We start from the raw sequence: 17,505 nt of genomic DNA on the forward strand, positions 1-17,505 counted from the left end.
CAGTCACGGGCCCGGAGAGCCCATCCCCACCACGATCCCGCCCTCGCAAGCGACAGCACGCCAATTCTCGCGCCCTGGCCCGTCCCGCCGGCCAGTCTCAGAACCGCCTTGTTCAGCGCCCTCCTAGAGCGCCTTTCCCGTCATCGCAGGTGAATGGGAAACGGGTGGCAGGCCGTTGAACCCTGTAGATGAACACCCGGCGGGCACGGTGAGGAGACCAGTGACCGACACGATGCTGCCCACGTTCTCCGGACGCAACAATCGCCCGGAGCCCCGAACCCGCGCGGACGTCTTGGGCGCCGTGCGGCGCATCGATCTCAACCTTGTGCCCGCGCTGGCTGCCTTGCTCGACCAGCGCCACGTCACGCGCGCAGCCGAAACATTGGGGATCGGTCAGCCTGCGATGAGTGCGGCTCTGGCCCGGCTGCGACGATTGTTCGAAGATCCGCTGCTGGTTCGCAACGGCCAGGTACTCGAACTCACACCCATGGGGCAGGCGCTCCTCGAACCCGTGCATGCCGTGCTCGCCGGGTTGGACCAGCTCCTGATGATCACGCCGGCTTTCGACCCGAAGGTGGATAGCCACTCCTTCACCATTGCCGCGAGCGACTACGTCACCCTGGTGCTGCTGCGGCCTCTCCTCGAGCAGTTGCAACACGAAGCGCCAGGCGTAACCGTGAACGTGGTGCCAGTCAACCTGTCGACATCGATGGCCGTCGAGCGGGCCCATATCGATCTGGCCGTCATCCCGAAGCAGTACATGCCCAACCATGCGCCGTACATTCAGCGTCGAAAGTTGTTCACCGAACAATATGTTCCCGTGGTGTGGAAGCACAACCGCGCCGTTGATGAGACACTGAACAGTGAAGATATGCAACGGCTTTCGTATGTAAGACACTACGATCACGCGTGCGGCCCCGCGCTCGTCGACAGGGCGCTTGCTGCTTTGCACATGGAGCCCCGGACGGTGCTCACTACAGCCAGCATCGTGCTCGTGCCTGAACTAATACGCGGCACGCAGCTGTTCGGCTTTGTACAGCGACGACTTCTGCGCCAGTCTCATGTCGGGGAAGACTTGCGCACCCTGAACACGCCGCTTCAGATCGACCCGATCGTCCAGCATTTGTACTGGCACCCGGTCATGGAACGAGACCCCGCGCATCACTGGCTGCGCGAGCGAATCACCGCCGCGGCCGGCAACATCTGAGGATCGATGGCGTTTGCAGGCCTCCCCGATCCCGGTTTCTCAAGCCGATAGATCCAAGTGGTCGCGAAGCGTCTGGCCCGTGTACTCCTCACGAAACCGGCCGCGCTCGCGCAGAATCGGCAGCACCAACTCGTAGAAGCGATCCATGCCGTGAGGTTGCAGCGCGGAGGTGAGAACAAACCCATCCACCGCGCGACGATCTACCGCGTCCTCGATGATGTCAGCGACCGTAGTGGGCGACCCGACGATGGTGGCCATCGTGTCGTCGAACACACGTGGCACCAGTTCGGCCATCGACAAGTTCTCGTGTTCCGCGATCGCCTTGAGCTCGGCCACCGCCTTGCGCGGGTCGCGCTCGCCGCGAATACGATTCTTCGTGTACTCACCGGCAACCTGCCAATCCGGTTCGACGGAGGGCAGCGGCCCGTGCACGTCATAGCCCGACAGATCCCGACCCCAGTACCGGCCGAGGTAGTTTCGCACCATGCCGGGGGTCATCATCGAGTTCCGCAATTCGGCAAACTCATCCGTGGCATCACGGTCAGTCTCACCGACGTGCACGAAGGCGCTTCCCATGATCTTCACTCCTTCGGCGGCCCGACCGCGATCGGCGATTCGGCGCGTGAGATCGCTGTAAAACAGCTGCCCCTTCTCCACGCTTTCAAAGCCGGTGAATACCAAATCCGCGTGTTCCGAGGCGAAGTCGCGTCCGGCATCGGATTCGCCTGACTGCATCAGCACCGGATGCGACCGCGGATCGACCGACAGGGCGGCCGTGGCGCTCACGTCGAAGTACCTGCCGTGATACGTCATCCCGGTTGTGGGGGACGCCCAAAGCCCGTTGGTCAGCTGGACGAACTCGGCCGCCCACTGGTAGCGCTGCTCGCGCGGCAGGAGATCGGTGTGGGAAAAGTTCGCCGCTGTGGTTGCATTCGCCGACGTCACCACATTCCACCCGGCGCGACCACCCGAGATCGCCGCCAAGGAGCCGATCTGACTAGCCAGCTCATACGGGTTGGAGAACGTGGCGTTGACGGTAGCCATCAATCCGATCTTGGTGGTGATGGCGGCGAGAGCGCCGTACAGAACTACCGAGTCGAGACGTCCGGCCGAATAGGGTTCGAGGACCCGGCCATTGGATTCCCCGACGCTCAGGTCTTCACCATAGAACATGAAGTCGAGCTTGGCGGCTTCCGCGGCGGTGACGAAATGTCGATGCGCGTCGAAATCGATGAGGTCCTGGGCATCTCGATGTGCCCATGCAACCGGCTCTCCGACGGTGTACAGGCCGGCGCCGAGCGGAATGTGCCGAGGATGACTCACGAAACCCTCTCCACCGCGAGGCGGTTCACCGCAGGAGACAACCCAAGGCGCTGCCGAAGCGTTCCGCTTCGGGGGGCGAGATCACGCAGTCCACGGTTGGCGAGTTCGTCCCCGATAGTCAGAATGGTTGCCTCGCCGATTTTTTCGCTGTCGATATCAACGATGATTCCGTGCGCGACATCGGAGATCGTGTCGAGCACGGTGAGTGTGTCCGACAGGCTGATGAAGGGAATGTCCACAACGATGCGTGCCTCTGGGAACTCCTTGCGCGCCGCCCGGACCTCATCCACAGAGGTGGTCCGCAGGCGCAGTAACTCGCCGACTGCTTGGGCCAGACGTCGACTCTGCGCGTCATCGGTGAGCGTGACGAACGTGGGTGGATGGCCTTGAGGCGGCCGAGGCAGGGTTGCGGGTCCGCGAACCGCGAAGTATCTGCCCGCGTGGTTGAGATGGTGCACGCGGTCGGCGCGGATGAAGATTCCGCGTGCCTTGTCACGGACGATCGCGTCATCTTCCCAGCTGTCCCACAAATCGCGTATGACATTGGTGAATTCGACGATACGGTCAGTCAACTCGCCAGGTGGCAACGGGGCGGGCAGCCCGCGTCTGCGCGCGGATTCCTCGCTTGCGTCGATCTTGAGCTGCCAGGCGACCCTGCCCGTTGCGACGTGGTCGAGTGTCGCCAGTGCTCTCGATGTAAAGAACGGTTCAGCATAGGTGACGTCGAATTCGGCCACCAGACCGAACGTGGTGCGTGGTGCGAGATACGCCAAGACCATTGCCGGTTCCAGGAGCGCGACCTTCTCGTCAGCCGTCACAACCAGAAAATCGGCGGCTACGTTCTCGGCGCAGGTAGCGAGGCGACGAATATCGTTGCCGGGAACGTGCATCGAAACGCCAAATAGGAAATCGGCTTTGGCTCTTTGGATGTCAGACATCAATAGATGTCCATACCCGTCGACTGGCGTTTGGACACCGTCCCGAAATGCGTTTCCGCCACGGCCCGCGCTGCCCGCTCACCGATCACCACACAGGGTGCCATCGTATTGCCAGTCGTGAGCCTGGGCATTATCGAACCATCGGCCACCCGCAGACCCTCGACACCGTAGACCTTCAGTTCTCCGTCCACCACCGACATCGCGTCGCGGCCCATCTTCGCCGTGCCCACCTGATGCCAGAACGTCGTCGCCCCGTCGCGCAGGTACGCGTCGAATTCCTGGCCGCTGAGATCGCCTGGCATGACTTCGCGCCGAACAAACGGCCGAAGCGCCGCCGAATTGCCGACCTCACGCAACACCTGTACGCAAAGGCGGGAATTGGCAAGGTCATCCGGATGTGAGAGCCCGTTGGCGTCGACCCGTGGCGGGTCGTCGGGGCCTGGGCCCGTCAGGCTCACGGTGCCGCGACTCTTCGGTTGCGTCAGCGCGCCGAACAGAAACCAGCCCTTCTCGGGCAGCGGGTAGCGGGCCGCGGTCGCCGCAGTGCCAAAGGGAATCGCCCCCAAACAGGCGTACATGTCTGGGCTGTCCAGCCCGGCTCGGCTGGTCCAGAACATGCTGGCCTGCCCCCTTGCATCATTGTTCCAGTTCGATGGGAACTCCCACACCAGAGGAAACGGAAGATGGTCCTGGAAGTTGTTGCCCACCCCGGGTAGATGGACTGTCACCGGAATCCCGAATTGTCTCAACTGCTTTTCATCACCGATGCCTGACTGCATGAGCAGCTTAGGAGTGTTGATGGCGCCGAGCGACACAACCACTTCGGACTGGGCACCGATGCGGTGGACCGTCCCGCGGTGAGTGAACTCCACCCCAGTGGCACGCTGCCCTTCCAGCACCAGCCTGCGCACCACCGCGTCGGTGAGCACCGTCAGGTTCGGGCGATCCAGGATCGGAAACACGTATGAGCGGAAAACCGATTGGCGCCGACCGTCTTTCGTCACGACATCGAGCAGGGCGGCACCGCCGGTGCCCTCCATCATCTCGCCGTTAGCGCTGTCGAACGTCGGCATACCCATGGAGCGAGCGCGGTCGACGACCGCCGCCGCGCACGGGTGGGGATTCTGAACCGGCTCGACATGCATCGGCCCCCCGGTGCCACGCCGGGAATCTGCTGCGCCCGTCCAGCTCTCGATTCGGCGGTAGATGTCGAGGACGCTTTGATAACTCCAGGCAGGATCGCCAGATTCGGCAGCAAAGAAGTCCCAGTCGACCTTGTGGCCGTGCGCCCAGCTCGTCACGTTCACGCTGGATCCGCCGCCGAGCACCTTGCCCATCGACATCGAAATCGACCGGTCGTTCAGATGAGGGTTCGGTTCGGCTACAAAACCCCAGTCCCGATCGCTACCCAGGTTTATCGGCCACAGGTGCGGATCCATCACGCTTGGCACATCGTCGTCGCCCCCCGCCTCTAGCAGAAGCACAGCGACATCCGGATTTTCGGCAATCCGGCGCGCGACCACACAGCCTGATGAACCGGCACCGCACACGATGACGTCGTAGTCCGGTCTGAGCGCCGAGGCCAGCCGTTCCTGGTTCTCCTTGGCACGCCGGACGAACTCCGACGATTCAGACCCGGCGGAGTATTGGCTCTCGATTGGCTCGGGTTGAGCGGTTGTCATCGCGGTTGGTCTCCGTTCTCCATGTCTCCGAAGCTAGGGGCAGTCCTCTCATCGGGCCATATCCTCCGGGCAATGCCTGCCATCGATGATGTCGATAACAGATGATCGCTCGAGTACGGCGACAGATGCGCAGCGGTTCGGGCTCAGGGCAAGCGATGATGCCCACGCTTCAAGAGGCGTTCGCGATCCGAATCAGTTTGACGTTCAGGAATTCGCCCGGCGTCGAGGGCTGGCCAGCGCTCGGAATCGCCCGAGTTGCCATATGCAGCTCAAGCAGCTGAGGCCCAACCAGCCAAGCCTGCACCTCGCAGAACTGCTAGATCCGGAGAACTCGGGCAGGTGGAAATAACGGGCTGGCCGCGCACACAGAACACCATGCACGCCTGAGGCTGAGGTCAGTTCGGCGTTGTTTCGCTCGCCAGCGTGCTGACCGGAGCCTCCGTGGCGAGGTGGTTAGCCACGAATTGTGCTGCCTGCGTGGTCAACCCGGACTCGACGTAGAGACTGTGCGCCGGCCTGTCGTCACCGCTGGAGCACACCGGATCGGCCCCGTTGCACAGGTCGATGGTCTTGTACCCGTACCCCGGGCTCAGCGCCGTGAGCGGGCCTCCGAGCAGTTTGATGGACGGATTGCCGAACACCGCCACCGCGGCGACATGATCGGCGACGGCCGGCGGCATCGGGTTGGTGAAGCCGAGCTGGGGATGGTCAGCGATGGCGATGGCATCGATGACGGCCGCGCCCTGGGAAAAGCCGCCGAGCACGATCTTGGTGTCGGGGCAGGTCGCGACGGTGTTCTGGACGAAGGCACTGGCATCATTCGCGCCCTCTGCGGCGCGCAGGAAGTTGTATGAAGCCGGGTAGTTGACGGCGTAGACGTCGACGGACTCGCCCGGCACCAATGACCGCAGGTCGTTGACGAATGCATCGCCGACGCGCCCGACCCCGCCTGGCTCACCGGTGCCGCGTGCGAAAACCACCTGTACATCGGGGCAGGCCGCAGCCTGCGCTACCGCGGGTGCGACGAGCGTCACACCCGAAACCGCCGCTGCCGCAACGGTCAGAATCAGCCCACGCACCTTGTTCATGCATGGGCAAACGCCGCGGACGGCTCAATTCATTCCACGCAGGGCCTACCGCCCCCCGATGCCGCTGTCGACCACCTTGATCTGCTTGTGGGGGAATCGGCGTTCAGCGTGCTCCTTGGCCACCGAGTTCGGCAGCACGTAGAGCGTCTCCTTCTTCTCCTGCAGGGGCTTGAGCACCAGGTCCATGAACCCCTTCCGGTCTTCGAGGTAGGGCTCGATGACGTCCTCACCCGCCGGACATACGGCCAGACAGTAGGCCGCCTTGTAATTGGCCTTGAAGGACAGGCTCTGCCACATCGAGGCGTTCTCGGAATCGCTCACCCGCGAGCGGAAATCGGCGGCATCCTCACTGTCGGCGATGGTCTGCGCCCAGTCGGTGAATCCGCCCATGAACTCGCGGTAGTTGTGCACCGAACACGCGACGAAGTCGAACTCACCATCCTTCTTGATCGCACCGACCGGGCAGGCCGCCACGCAGAGCTTGCATTCCAGACAGGGTGAATAGTCAAGCGGCTCACCGTAGCTGCTGATCTGCGAGGCCACGAGCACCGTTCCCAGGAGGATGAAGTTGCCGAACTTCGGGTGAATCACGTTGCGGTGGATTCCCATCACCCCGAGGCCGGAGGCCACCGCGACGGGTTTGTGCGCCACCACCCAGATGCGGCCGGGGAATCGGTCCATCTCCATCGGAAACGACATCGACGGATTGATGGCGCGGTAGCCGGCGTCTTCCAGCGCACGGGTGATCCGGTGGGCGGCCTCGTTCATGATCTCGCCGCTACGGTGGAACTCCTGATGGCGACGCTGCGCGCCGTCGACCTGACGTTGTCGCGGTTCATCTTCACGACCAGGGATATGTAGCTGCGCGTGCCGGGCAGTGCGGCGTCGACGTGCTCGCGCTCGGAGGCCAACTCCGGGTTGTCGACGCTGGCGAACGCGACGTCGTCGGCACCCGCGTTCAGACACACCTCGCGCAGCCAGTCTGCGTCGATGACGCCCGGTCGCCGGACAGTTCGCGATCGCACCTTGCGGACCGTCGGGTGGTCGGCGAGCCGGGCGGGGATCCTGTCGGTCATGCTAGGTATAGTACACTATACTCAGATGATCGCTGGCAGGCGAGGGGCGACGGCAGGTGCGGACGATCGGCGCAGCGGTCCCCGTCGGCTACGACGACCCGGAGTCAGCCGAAACGGTCCGCAGACTGAAGGCACTCGCCGCGCGTCACAGGAACGAGTTCGCCAGCGTCAGCCCGCGCTCGGGAAACGCGCCGAGTGCGAACGTCTCGGCATTGCCCAGCCCTACTCCGCCGCCGACGGGATCCTCTACCCGCACGAGCAGATCGCGCAACTGATGAAGCTCGCGCGCGTTCTCGGGTTTATCGCAGTCGACCACGTGGCTGCCCTCGACCTTGAGATCGCCGACCCACTGGCCGTACACCCAGTCGTTCCAGCCGTAGTAACCCGCGGTGCCCAGATGAAAGCCGCCCGGCCCGGCCGCAGTGATGGCCAGCGGTCTTTTGGCGCCGTCGGAATCGATAAGGGTCACGGTGCCGTGCGTGAACCGCCGGTTGTCGTCCTGGAAGTGCATGTCCTGTTCGACGGAGACGAACCGGTGTGACGTGCCGTCGTCGTTCTGCTGCTCTGCCTGGCAACGGATCTCGAGAAAACCGTCGCCCCGCTCCTCCTGGTACATGACGAACAGCGAGTAGGTCGACCCGTCCTGGCGCGTCAACGTCATCGGCAGCCACGTCATGAACATCTGCTTTATCTTGCGGCCCCCGCGCGGCAGACCCGGGATCGGCTTACCGACGCCTGGTCGCAGCCCCCAGGAGTGGTCCCGAATCGAAATCCATTCGTCCGCCTCGATTTCGGTGCGCTCACCTTCTAGCTCCACCCATCCGGACGCCACCCCGATCTGGTGGTATCGCAACACATTGTGGGTGACGCGGTAGCCGTCCGGGCTGCGGTCCGGCCACGGATCCTCCAGCGCCGTATCGAAACTTCCTCGCAGCTCGACGTCGAACGCGATCGGGGCGTGGTCGGTTTTCTCCAGGCCCACCCGGATCGCGCGCAACGGCTCCACCACGCGGTAGGAGATAGGCCCGACCTGGGTACCCGCCGGATCCGATGACAATCGGCGCCCCGCACGCACCGTCCACTGCTCGGTACCGCGGCATACACCTGCCGCTCCGTCGAACACGCCGCGGTTGGTGTACTTGCCGACGCCGAGGACAACCTGTAGTGAGTTGTCGCGGGCGTGCGCGATGGTCCAGATCTTCTCGGTCCACGACGGGTCCGACTGGCTCACCGTGGCGAAGGTGTCGACGATCTGGTGGGCGAGGAGTTCGTCTTCTGGCACCAGGGCGCCGTAGTTCGTCGTCAGCAAGCGACTACCTTTCTGCGGTTCCGGGCCCCCAACCTCCCCCAGCGCGACACTTAACATTGGCACCAGCAATGTCTCGCTTCATGAAACCGGCGCCGGAACCCGGAGAGCGCTAGTGTGACATTTGGACGTATAGATGTAAAGGATGCGATCGTGGCTTCTCGCCCCACCGCCGACGCGGATCCGTCGACGCGGCGCCGGATCCTGGCCGCCACCTTCGTCGTGCTCTCCAGGGACGGCAGTCGCAAACTGCAGCTCTCGGATGTGGCCACTGAGGCAAAGGTGTCGCGCCCGACGCTGTACCGGCACTTCGGCTCCAAGGACGGACTACTCGAGGCGTTCGGCCTCTACGAGCAGGACAACTTCGATGCCGGCATCGCCGCGGCGGTCGCCGGCCTCAGCGGGCCCGACCGACTGGACGCCGCACTGCGGTTCGTCGTCGAGTTTCAGAGCACCTATTCGCTGGGATCGCTGGCCGACATCGAGCCCGAGCATGTGCTGCAGCAATTGAAGCGGGTGCTGCCGATCATCCACGAGCGCATCGCCCGCATCATCCCCGGCGACGACAGCGAAATCGATGCGGCCGCCGTCGTACGGATCGCAGTGTGCCACTACATCATCGGCGGCGGGACTCCCGAACAGTTCCTTGCCGAACTGCGCCACGCTGCGGGTCTCGGTCCCTCACGACGCCGCTTGTCGCGGGTGGTCGACAACTAAGCCACTGGGTCGGGTCCCTGCAGAAGGATATTACAACGGGACCATCACACGTAAAGTAGCTGTTCTTTACATCTAGTGGGTGCTATGTAACTCTGTTCCTCATGGCTGGGATCACGCTCGTCCAACGCGACCTTGCCGCTACGCGTGCGCAGCTGCAGAAGTGGTTCGAGTACCGATTCGCCCGCGAAACGGTGGTCTCGGAGCTGAGCGCGGCCAATCGGGCGGCGGGATGGTCGAGCGAAAGCCTGGTGTTCGCCGCCGAGGTCGACGGCGAGACGAATGAATACGTCATCCGAATTCCTCCCACGGGCGGCGGAATTTTTCGCGAATACGATCTGGGCACCCAGACCCTGACGCAGGAATTGCTGCACGACTACGGCATCGCGACACCGTCACCGATCCTGTACGAGCCCGACCGCGCATGGCTCGGCACGAAATTCCTTGTGATGCCACGCATCGTCGGCCATACGCCGTCGGACACGTCGTACGCCACGAGGGGTTGGATGCACCACGCAGGGCCCGACGTTCAGCGGCGCGCACACGATTCGTTTCTCGAGACACTCGCGCGCCTGCAGCGCGTTCCGGTCAGCGAGGCGACGTGGCTCGAGCGCCCCGCCGGATTCGGTGTCTCCGCGGAGCTCGGATGGTGGCACGAGTACGCCCGGTGGGGATCTGACAACCAGGTCCCCGACATCATGACCGAGGCCTTCGGCTGGCTGCGACGCCGTCAACCGGACGAGACGTCGGCCCCGACGATCTGTTGGGGAGATGCCCGGATGTCCAACGCCATCTTCGACGACACCGGCCAGATCGTCGGGGCGCTGGACTGGGAGCAGGCGTGTGTGTGCCCGGCCGAGGCCGACATCGCGTGGTGGCTCGCCACCCGCAAGCAGATGCTGGAGGTGAACGGAATCGATGCCGACCCCGAGCTGCCCGGCTTCGCCAGCCGCACAGCAGTGGTCGTCAGGTTCGAGGAGATGATCGGCCGAGAACTCGAAAACCTGGACTGGTACGAGATTTTCGCGATGGTCCGGATGGGCTGCTGCATTCTGCGCACCCAGATGCTCCTGCGCACCAACGGCCAACCCGACCACTTCCTCACACGGGCACCGATTCTGCCCACGTGGACCATCGAGGCGATCCGCGCCTAGTCACCCGTGCGGCGGGCGTACGCCCGCAACGCGAACGGCGCGATCACCGCCGTCATCGCCAACGACCACAGGATCGTCGCAAGTATTGGGTGGTGCAATGGCAGTTGCGCCTCCGGCGGCGCCGGCGGGCCGTTGCCCCACAGCTGCCGTACCGCCTGGGTCAGCGACGACACCGGATTCCACTCGGCGATCACCCGAAGCCAGCGCGGCATGGGTTCGGTCGGCGCGAAGGTGTTCGCCAGGAACGTGATCGGAAACAGCACGGTGAACATCACGCCGTTGACCGCTTCGACCGACCGCATCACTGAGCCGATCAGGATCCCGAACCAGATCATCCCGAAGCCGAACACCAGGATCAGCGCGAATGCGAGCACAGCATCGGCCACACCCCCGCGGATCCGCCATCCGATGCACAACCCCGTCACCGCCATCACCACCACACCGATGGATGAATGCAGCAGGCTGGCGATGCTGCGACCGATCAGCACGGCGGACCGCCGGATCGGCAGCGAGCGGAACCGGTCGATGATGCCCTTTTCGACATCGGCGGTGATGCCAGTGGACACCACGAATGCGGTGAACACGATGGTCTGGGCCTGGATGCCCGGGAGCAGGAACTCGCGGTAGGACGCGCTTCCGCTGGTCGCGATCGATGCGCCGAACACGAACGCGAACAACAGCACGAACATGATGGGCTGCACGGTGACGTCGCTGAGCATCTCGGGCATCCGCTTGGTGTGGATCATGTTGCGCTTGACCATGATCCAGGACTGCTCGAGGATGTTCGTCTGACGGATCTGCGGCCGCTCGATGGTGTCGCGGGGCCTGTGCTCGGTGGCTGTCACGCGCCGACCTCCCCGGCGTCGTCACCCTCGGCGCGATGGCCGGTGAGGGACAGGAACACGTCGTCAAGACTGGGCCGCGACAAACCGATGTCGTCGACTTCGATCGCACCCTCCTGCAACCAGTCAGCGACGCGGGTCAGCTCGGCTATACCGTCGGCCTTCGCGGTGAGCATCCTGGCGCCCACATCGACGTGGACGTCGGCGCCCGTGCGCGCGATCAGCTCCCGCGCCGCAGGCAGATCGGTCGCCCGGGACACCGTGACGACCAGGCTGGCGTTGCCCGCCTGCTGCTTGAGCTGAAACGGCGTGCCCTGCGCGATGATCCGGCCGTGGTTCATCACGACGATGTTGTCGGCGAGTTGGTCCGCTTCCTCGAGGTATTGCGTGGTCAGCAGTAGCGTGGTGCCGTCGGCGACGAGGCGGCGCAGCTTGTCCCACAGGTCGTTTCGGCTGCGCGGATCGAGTCCGGTCGTTGGCTCGTCGAGGAACAGCACTGGCGGCGACGCGATGAGGCTGACGGCGAGGTCGAGCCGTCGACGCATGCCACCGGAGTATCCACGTACCGGCCGGTCGGCGGCCTCGGTGATCGAAAACTGTTCGAGCAGTTGGCTTCCCAGACGTTCCAGATCGCGACGTCCGATGCCGTAGAGGCCGCCGATCATCCGGATGTTCTCGCGTCCGGTCAGCAGCTCGTCGACGGTGGCGACCTGTCCGGTGAGGCCCATGTTGCGACGCACCATGTCCGGTTCGCGCAGGATGTCGTAGCCGGCGACGGTAGCCGTTCCGCTGGTCGGCACCGTCAGCGTCGCCATCATCCGGACGGTCGTGGTCTTGCCCGCCCCGTTGGGCCCGAGCAGCCCCAGCACCGTGCCGGGCGGCACCACGAAGCTCACACCGTCGACGGCTGGCCTGTCACGGGCGGGGCCGCCGAATTTCTTGACGAGGTCGATGGCCTCAATGGCCGGGGAGGTCATGGCGTCGACGGTATCGACCGGCCCCGACATCGCGCGAGTTCATTTCGACGACGAGCGACCGCAAAATGCCACATCTCCGCGGCGTGTCACGTACAAACACGGTCGGTCGCGCGCGGGAAGGCGGCGGAACTAAGTGACCAGCGAGACCGAGTTGGAGCGGCGCAGCTTGCCCGACGGTGTCTTCGGGATGCTGCCCGGCCCGAGCACCACGACGTTGCGCGGCCGCACGTCGACCTCGGCCACCACCTCATGGGCGACCTGATGCTCGATGCGGCGCACCTCGACCGGGTCCTGCCAGGCGTTGGACTCCACGGCCACGGCGAACGTCTCCCGCGCGTGGCCAGCGTCCAGTCGCACCGCGACGGCGCAGCCCGGCCGGACTCCCTCGACGCGGCCTGCGGCACGCTCGATGTCGGTCGGGTAGATGTTGCGGCCGGCCATGATGATGACGTCCTTGACGCGACCGCACACGATGACGTTGCCCTCTTCAGTCACGTAGCCGAGGTCGCCGGTGTCATACCAGCCGTGCTCGTCCTGAGCGGGGATGAAACCGCCCATGGTGATGTAGCCCGGCGTCAGGCTCTCACCACGCAGTTCGATGACGCCGACGCCACGCGCGGGCATGACGTTGCCGTGCTCGTCGATGACGCGGGCCTCGAGGTCGGTCAGCAGCGGCCCCAGCGAGGCCAGTCGCCGAGTGTTGCCCTTGGTGGCCGGTACGGCGCGGCGCAGTGCGGCGAGCAGGTCCGCGTCGACCTCGTCGACCACGAGTCCGGCGCCGCACGGTGAGAAGGACACCGCGAGCGTGGTCTCGGCCATCCCGTAGGCGGGCAGGATCGCGTCGGGCTTCAACCCGAACGGCTTACCCGCATCCAGCAGGTCCTCGACGTCGGCGGGTTCGACGGGCTCCGCCCCCGATAGTGCGAACCGCAGCGTCGACAGGTCGAACTCGCCCGGCTTTGCCTGGCGCCGCAGCCGCTTGGCGAACAGCGCGTACGCGAAGTTCGGAGCCGCGGTCATGGTGCCCTTGTACTTGTCGATGAGCTTGGCCCACAGCAGCGTGTCGCGGAGGAAATCCATCGGCGTGACCTTGACCAGTTCCGCGCCGAAGTACATCGGGATGGTGAGGAAGCCGACCATGCCCATGTCGTGGAAGCAGGGCAGCCAGCTGACCATGACGTCCTTGTCGACGTCGTACTCGGCGCCGATGAACATTGCCTCGGCGTTGGAGTGGATGTTGCGGTGCGTGATCTGCACGGCCTTCGGGGATCCGGTGGATCCCGACGTCAGCTGCATGAGGGCCAGGTCGTCCTCGCCGACCTCGATGGGGTCGATCGGTTCCGACGCCAACAGGTCGGCGACGGTCAGAACCGTGATGCCCTTCTCCTCGAGCACCGGGATCGCCACCAGGAACGGCTCGGAGACGATCACGGCCTTGGCCTCGATCATGCTGATGACATTCATGGTGTCCTCGGCCCAGATCACGAGGTCGGTGCGGGGCGTGGGCTGGTGGAGCATGGTCAGGCAGGCGCCGCGCATCCACAGGCCCTGCGCGACCGGCGCGATCTCCACCGGGAAGCCGGCCAGCACGCCGACCGAATCCCCGAGTCCGATACCGGCTGCCGCCAGGCCGCCTGCCACGGCGCGGGCCCGCTCGTGGACCTCACCCCAGGTGTGGCGGACGGGCTCGTACGGTTCACCGGTGACCATGCCCGTCGCAACGGTGCGGGCGTTTCGGTACATCTTGTCGGTGAAACGGCTCACGACGACCTCCTCGGTTTCCGAACAGGGAATGCCCGGTGGTAATGCTCCGCCTGATCAGAGGCGCTTTCCAGCAGGCGCGCATACAAATGGGGAGCGGTTGAGTCTCGAATTGGTGATGCCTCTGGTTTGGCGCTGGCTATGACGAATCGCCCACCGAGGTTGCCGGCGGGCGCAAAAGTCGCGTCCAAACGATGACCGCTAGTTTTCACCGTCGATCATCTTAAACATTTCTTAAGGACCTGCCAAAATCTCGCGATATTTGAGTCCTGGGTCACACCCGTCGTCACGCTCGAGCACACGCTTGTTTTCGGGCCTTATCGAGGTTCACGTACAACAACCGTGCGCTCGGCGCCAGGCGCGTCACACGGAGGCCGACGGCGCCGGCACCACCCGCGCGCCCTGCACCGGGCCGCTGGCGACGCGCACCGTCCGGCAGACCCCGGCGCTGGCCATTTGGGTGGCGACGTCGACCGCCGAAGACGGCGATGAGCAGAGGAACGCACATGTCGGCCCGGAGCCCGAGACGATGCCCGCCAGCGCCCCGGCTTCGGTGCCTGCGCGCAGTGTGCGGCGCAGCTCGGGGTCGAGGCTCAGCGCGGCCGGCTGCAAGTCGTTGCCGAGCAGCGGCGCCAGCTGTGCCGGATCGCCGGAGGCGAGGGCGGCCAGCAACGGCTCGGCATCGTCGAGACGCGGCGGAGCCTGGCGGTCTGAACCCGATGTCTCACGCAACCGATCAAGCTCGGCGAACACCGATGGCGTCGACAATCCGCCCTCAGCGAAGGCCAGCACCCAATGAAATGTGTTGCGGGCGAGCACCGTTGCTAATTCTTCGCCGCGGCCGGTGCCCAGCGCGGTGCCTCCGTGCAGCGCGAACGGAACATCGCTGCCCAGTTGTGCGGCGAGCACATGGAGGTCTCGGCGCGGAACCCCGAGCTCCCACAGCGTGTTCATCGCGACGAGCACCGCGGCGGCATTGGCACTGCCGCCGGCCATCCCGCCGGCAACGGGTATCGACTTCTCGACGGTTATCGCCACGTCCGGCGCCCGTCCGACATGGTCAGCGAGCAACTCGGCAGCACGCCACGCGAGATTGCGTTCATCGGTCGGCAGAGTGTCCGCACCTTCGCCCGCCAATTCCAGCGACAGCACATCGGCGTTGCGGACGGTGATCTCGTCGAGCAACGAAACCGCGTGAAACACGGTGGTCAGCTCGTGATAGCCGTCGTCGCGACGATCGCCGACCTCGAGGTAGAGATTGACCTTGCCCGGCACCCGCACCGTGACCGATCCGGTCGGAACCCACTCGGATGCGGTGCTGCCATTGGACACCAGACGACACTATCGGAGTGAGCCGTGCCCGAGTGGCCGTCTGAGCAGGTCAATGTCGCTGCGCACACCCCCTACTCTGAGGACGTGCTCTCGCCCGGCGAGGAGTTTGAAGGTCACGTCGTCGACCACGTGGTGGGCCACGGCGGATACGCGACGGTGTACCTGGCGCGCGACATGGATTCGGATCAGGACGTGGCGCTCAAGGTGCTCGACGGCGATCACCGCCATCTCGAGCACGTCGCGCGGCTGCGACGTGAGTTCGAATTCGCCCGCCGCCTAACCCATCCCCACATCGTGACGGTGTACAAGCGCGGCCCGGCATGGCTGTCGATGGAGCTTGTCGCCGGTGGCAGGATCAACGACCTGGACGCCTTGGCGAAACGTCTTGCCGCACTGGAGCAGATCGCCGACGCATTGGACTACACCCACAACCGAGCAATCGTGCACTGCGATGTCAAGCCGGCGAACATCCTCCTACACCAGGACGTGCACCAGGACCCTTCCAGAGCAGTCCTGATCGACTTCGGAGTCGCCCACGCGGTCACCGACGATGTCGGCTACCGGGCAACACAAATCGAGGCATCGCTGCCCTATGCTGCGCCGGAGCTGATCACCGGCCACGCCCCGACGGGAGCCACCGACGAGTATGCGCTGGCATGCACCACCGTCGAGTTGATCACCGGATCGCCGCCATTCACGATGCCGTCTGGGCTCGGCCTGATCGACGCGCACCTGCACCGGCCGCCGCCGCGCTGGTCCCGTGAAATCTCTTGGCTGCCACGCATATTCGACTCAATCGCCGCGAAGGCCCTTGCGAAGGCGCCAGAGGACCGTTACCCCACGTGTCGTGAATTCGTCTCGCTGATAGCCCGCGCGCTGCACTAGCGGGCTGTGCTACCTCACGCTCGGGACGGAACCCTCACGCCGCTGCCGATGGTGCACGACCGGCTTGGGCTCGCTTTCGGCTTCCTGGCCCTCTTCCGACCGTTCCAGCAGTCGGACGAAGTCCGCGACGGAGAGCGTCTCGCCGCGTCGCGACGGGTCGATGCTCGCGGCGAGCAGCCGGCTGGCCGACTCGTTGCCCGAGCCCGCCCATTCGGCGAAGGCGTTGCGCGACGTCTTGCGTCGCTGCGCGAAGGCGATGTCGATCAGGTTGAAGACCCGTTCGCGGAAGCCTTCCTCGGCAGGCCACGGTGGCGTCTCGTAGCGGTCGATGCGGACCAGACCGGAGTACACACGCGGGATCGGCCAGAACACCGTCGGCGAGACCATGCCGTAGCGCCGGACGTTACCGAAGTAGCGAACCTTCACGCTGGGTACGCCGTAGTCCTTGCCGCCGGGTTCGGCGGCGAGGCGTTCGGCGACCTCGGCCTGCACCATCACCATCACGGTGCGGATCGAGGGGAACTCGGCCAACAGGTGCAACAGCGCGGGTACGGCGACGTTGTAAGGCAAGTTGGCAACGAGCGCGGTCGGCTCGTCGGGGATCTCACTGCGGCTCAGGTTGAGAATGTCCCGGTTGAGCACGGTCAGACGATTGATCTCGCTGTGGGAATGCTCGGCCACGGTGATGGGAAGCTGTCGGGCCAGGAGGGGGTCGATCTCCACCGCCGTCACGCGCGCGCCCCTGTCAAGCAGGGCGAGCGTCAGTGAACCCAGGCCTGGACCGACCTCGAGAACGTGGTCGTGCCGGTTGACGCTGGACGCCGAAACGATTCGACGAACGGTGTTGGCGTCGTGGACGAAGTTCTGGCCGAACGACTTGCGCGGCCGGAAATCAATCTCTCTCGCCAGGTGTCTTATCTCGGTCCGCCCGAGTAAACGAATCGTCAGCGTGCCCCAATCCTCCCGCTGCACGTCGGCCAAGCACCCCACCCCTGACGTGCCCGAGTGACCTCAGCAATCGCGATCTGCTCTTCTCTCGTTGCCAAATCGGCTCTGCCAGCATACCTCAGACCGCCGTTGCGCTCCCAGGTGTCGACGTGCCTCACCTACTTTGAGCGCGTGGCCGGTGGTGGTGCCTCACCTATTTTGAGCGCGTGGTCTAGAAGGCTTGCCCGATGTGGAAGGCAAGATCGATATGGCTGCGAGGCGGCAGGTAACGA

Annotated in this window: 14 protein-coding genes and 2 pseudogenes; 4 read left to right on the plus strand and 12 right to left on the minus strand. The window is 64.8% G+C overall.

Annotation, left to right across the window (positions count from 1 at the left end):
* The first annotated feature begins 220 nt into the window (after positions 1-220).
* Entirely contained in the window at positions 221-1,207 is a 987-nt protein-coding gene (locus tag CSQ99_RS29080) for a LysR family transcriptional regulator (RefSeq protein ID WP_099042450.1), read from the plus strand.
* Between the two features lie 39 nt (positions 1,208-1,246).
* Here the strand turns inward: CSQ99_RS29080 and CSQ99_RS29085 are convergent, their stop codons facing one another.
* The 6 genes and pseudogenes from CSQ99_RS29085 to CSQ99_RS29115 all read right to left on the minus strand — a co-directional run bounded on the left by CSQ99_RS29085 (position 1,247) and on the right by CSQ99_RS29115 (position 8,623).
* Positions 1,247-2,530 carry an LLM class flavin-dependent oxidoreductase gene (locus CSQ99_RS29085; RefSeq protein ID WP_099042451.1) on the minus strand — a complete coding sequence of 428 codons (1,284 nt, stop codon included), beginning with the start codon at positions 2,528-2,530 and terminating at the stop codon, positions 1,247-1,249.
* A complete protein-coding gene (locus tag CSQ99_RS29090; protein WP_099042452.1) occupies positions 2,527-3,468 on the minus strand; it encodes an LLM class flavin-dependent oxidoreductase in 942 nt (313 codons plus the stop codon). Before CSQ99_RS29090 ends, CSQ99_RS29085 begins: the two co-directional genes overlap by 4 nt.
* Positions 3,468-5,150, minus strand: a complete 1,683-nt coding sequence (locus CSQ99_RS29095) for a GMC family oxidoreductase (RefSeq protein ID WP_099042453.1) — start codon at positions 5,148-5,150, stop codon at positions 3,468-3,470. The genes CSQ99_RS29090 and CSQ99_RS29095 overlap by 1 nt, the downstream gene beginning before the upstream one ends.
* Positions 5,151-5,545: 395 nt before the next feature.
* Complete coding sequence (locus CSQ99_RS29100; RefSeq protein WP_099042454.1) at positions 5,546-6,238, minus strand: cutinase family protein; 693 nt, start codon at positions 6,236-6,238, stop codon at positions 5,546-5,548.
* A 45-nt stretch (positions 6,239-6,283) separates the two neighbouring features.
* Positions 6,284-7,314, minus strand: a pseudogene (locus tag CSQ99_RS29105) (4Fe-4S binding protein).
* Between the two features lie 145 nt (positions 7,315-7,459).
* Positions 7,460-8,623: an Rv3169 family protein gene (locus tag CSQ99_RS29115; RefSeq protein WP_099042455.1), complete on the minus strand. Its 1,164-nt coding sequence runs from the start codon at positions 8,621-8,623 to the stop codon at positions 7,460-7,462.
* A 150-nt stretch (positions 8,624-8,773) separates the two neighbouring features.
* On the opposite strand from CSQ99_RS29115, the gene CSQ99_RS29120 reads away from it, so the two are divergent.
* Together CSQ99_RS29120 and CSQ99_RS29125 are read left to right on the plus strand one after the other, a co-directional pair.
* Positions 8,774-9,337, plus strand: coding sequence for a TetR/AcrR family transcriptional regulator (locus CSQ99_RS29120; RefSeq protein WP_099042456.1), 564 nt, complete (start codon positions 8,774-8,776; stop codon positions 9,335-9,337).
* Between the two features lie 101 nt (positions 9,338-9,438).
* Positions 9,439-10,488: a phosphotransferase family protein gene (locus CSQ99_RS29125; protein WP_099042457.1), complete on the plus strand. Its 1,050-nt coding sequence runs from the start codon at positions 9,439-9,441 to the stop codon at positions 10,486-10,488.
* On the opposite strand, the gene CSQ99_RS29130 is transcribed toward CSQ99_RS29125, so the two are convergent.
* From CSQ99_RS29130 to CSQ99_RS29145, 4 genes are all read right to left on the minus strand, one after another.
* A complete protein-coding gene (locus tag CSQ99_RS29130) occupies positions 10,485-11,333 on the minus strand; it encodes an ABC transporter permease (RefSeq protein ID WP_099042458.1) in 849 nt (282 codons plus the stop codon). The genes CSQ99_RS29125 and CSQ99_RS29130 overlap by 4 nt on opposite strands.
* Complete coding sequence (locus tag CSQ99_RS29135; protein ID WP_176561280.1) at positions 11,330-12,337, minus strand: ATP-binding cassette domain-containing protein; 1,008 nt, start codon at positions 12,335-12,337, stop codon at positions 11,330-11,332. Before CSQ99_RS29135 ends, CSQ99_RS29130 begins: the two co-directional genes overlap by 4 nt.
* Before the next feature lie 99 nt (positions 12,338-12,436).
* Positions 12,437-14,071 (minus strand): fatty acyl-AMP ligase, encoded by a 1,635-nt coding sequence (locus tag CSQ99_RS29140; RefSeq protein WP_099042459.1) that lies wholly within the window; start codon positions 14,069-14,071, stop codon positions 12,437-12,439.
* 360 nt (positions 14,072-14,431) lie between these two features.
* Positions 14,432-15,400 carry a 4-(cytidine 5'-diphospho)-2-C-methyl-D-erythritol kinase gene (locus CSQ99_RS29145; protein ID WP_099042460.1) on the minus strand — a complete coding sequence of 323 codons (969 nt, stop codon included), beginning with the start codon at positions 15,398-15,400 and terminating at the stop codon, positions 14,432-14,434.
* A gap of 84 nt (positions 15,401-15,484) precedes the next feature.
* On the opposite strand from CSQ99_RS29145, the gene CSQ99_RS29150 reads away from it, so the two are divergent.
* Positions 15,485-16,285: a serine/threonine-protein kinase gene (locus CSQ99_RS29150; protein WP_099042462.1), complete on the plus strand. Its 801-nt coding sequence runs from the start codon at positions 15,485-15,487 to the stop codon at positions 16,283-16,285.
* Between the two features lie 9 nt (positions 16,286-16,294).
* Here the strand turns inward: CSQ99_RS29150 and rsmA are convergent, their stop codons facing one another.
* Positions 16,295-17,233 carry a 16S rRNA (adenine(1518)-N(6)/adenine(1519)-N(6))-dimethyltransferase RsmA gene (gene rsmA / locus CSQ99_RS29155; protein ID WP_176561281.1) on the minus strand — a complete coding sequence of 313 codons (939 nt, stop codon included), beginning with the start codon at positions 17,231-17,233 and terminating at the stop codon, positions 16,295-16,297.
* Positions 17,230-17,379, minus strand: a pseudogene (locus CSQ99_RS29160) (transglycosylase family protein); the annotation flags it as partial. The gene rsmA and the pseudogene CSQ99_RS29160, both read right to left, overlap by 4 nt.
* Positions 17,380-17,505 lie beyond the last annotated feature (126 nt).

Source organism: Mycobacterium neglectum, assembly GCF_002591975.1.
Classification (GTDB): domain Bacteria; phylum Actinomycetota; class Actinomycetes; order Mycobacteriales; family Mycobacteriaceae; genus Mycobacterium; species Mycobacterium neglectum.